Genomic DNA, 235 nt, shown 5'->3' with positions numbered 1-235 from the left:
GACGGCGCTCGAGACGAACAGCACAGCCTCGCTCGCGACGAGGTCGTCGAGCTCGAGCACCCGGTCGAGGTCGTGCCCGGCCGCGAGCGCCGCGGCGTGCTGCTCGGGCGTCTGGGGCGCGAGGCGCCCCTGCATGAATCCGCCGAGTGCCCGCACGGCGCAGGCCGCGATGATGCCCTCGGGTGTCCCACCGATGCCGACGACGACGTCGACGTCGGTCCCTGAGGTCGCGGCC

1 protein-coding gene is annotated in these 235 nt (G+C 74.5%); it reads right to left on the bottom strand.

Features of this window, described 5'->3' with window-relative positions; genetic code table 11:
• The coding region (locus QN345_RS20360; RefSeq protein WP_323509277.1) for a fructose-bisphosphatase class II at nucleotides 1-235 on the bottom strand (235 nt) is incomplete at both ends.

This window comes from Cryobacterium sp. 10I1 (genome assembly GCF_035019805.1).
GTDB lineage: Bacteria > Actinomycetota > Actinomycetes > Actinomycetales > Microbacteriaceae > Cryobacterium > Cryobacterium glucosi.
Note: the sequence above shows the minus strand (reverse complement) of the source record. Positions and strands in the feature narration are given on the sequence as shown.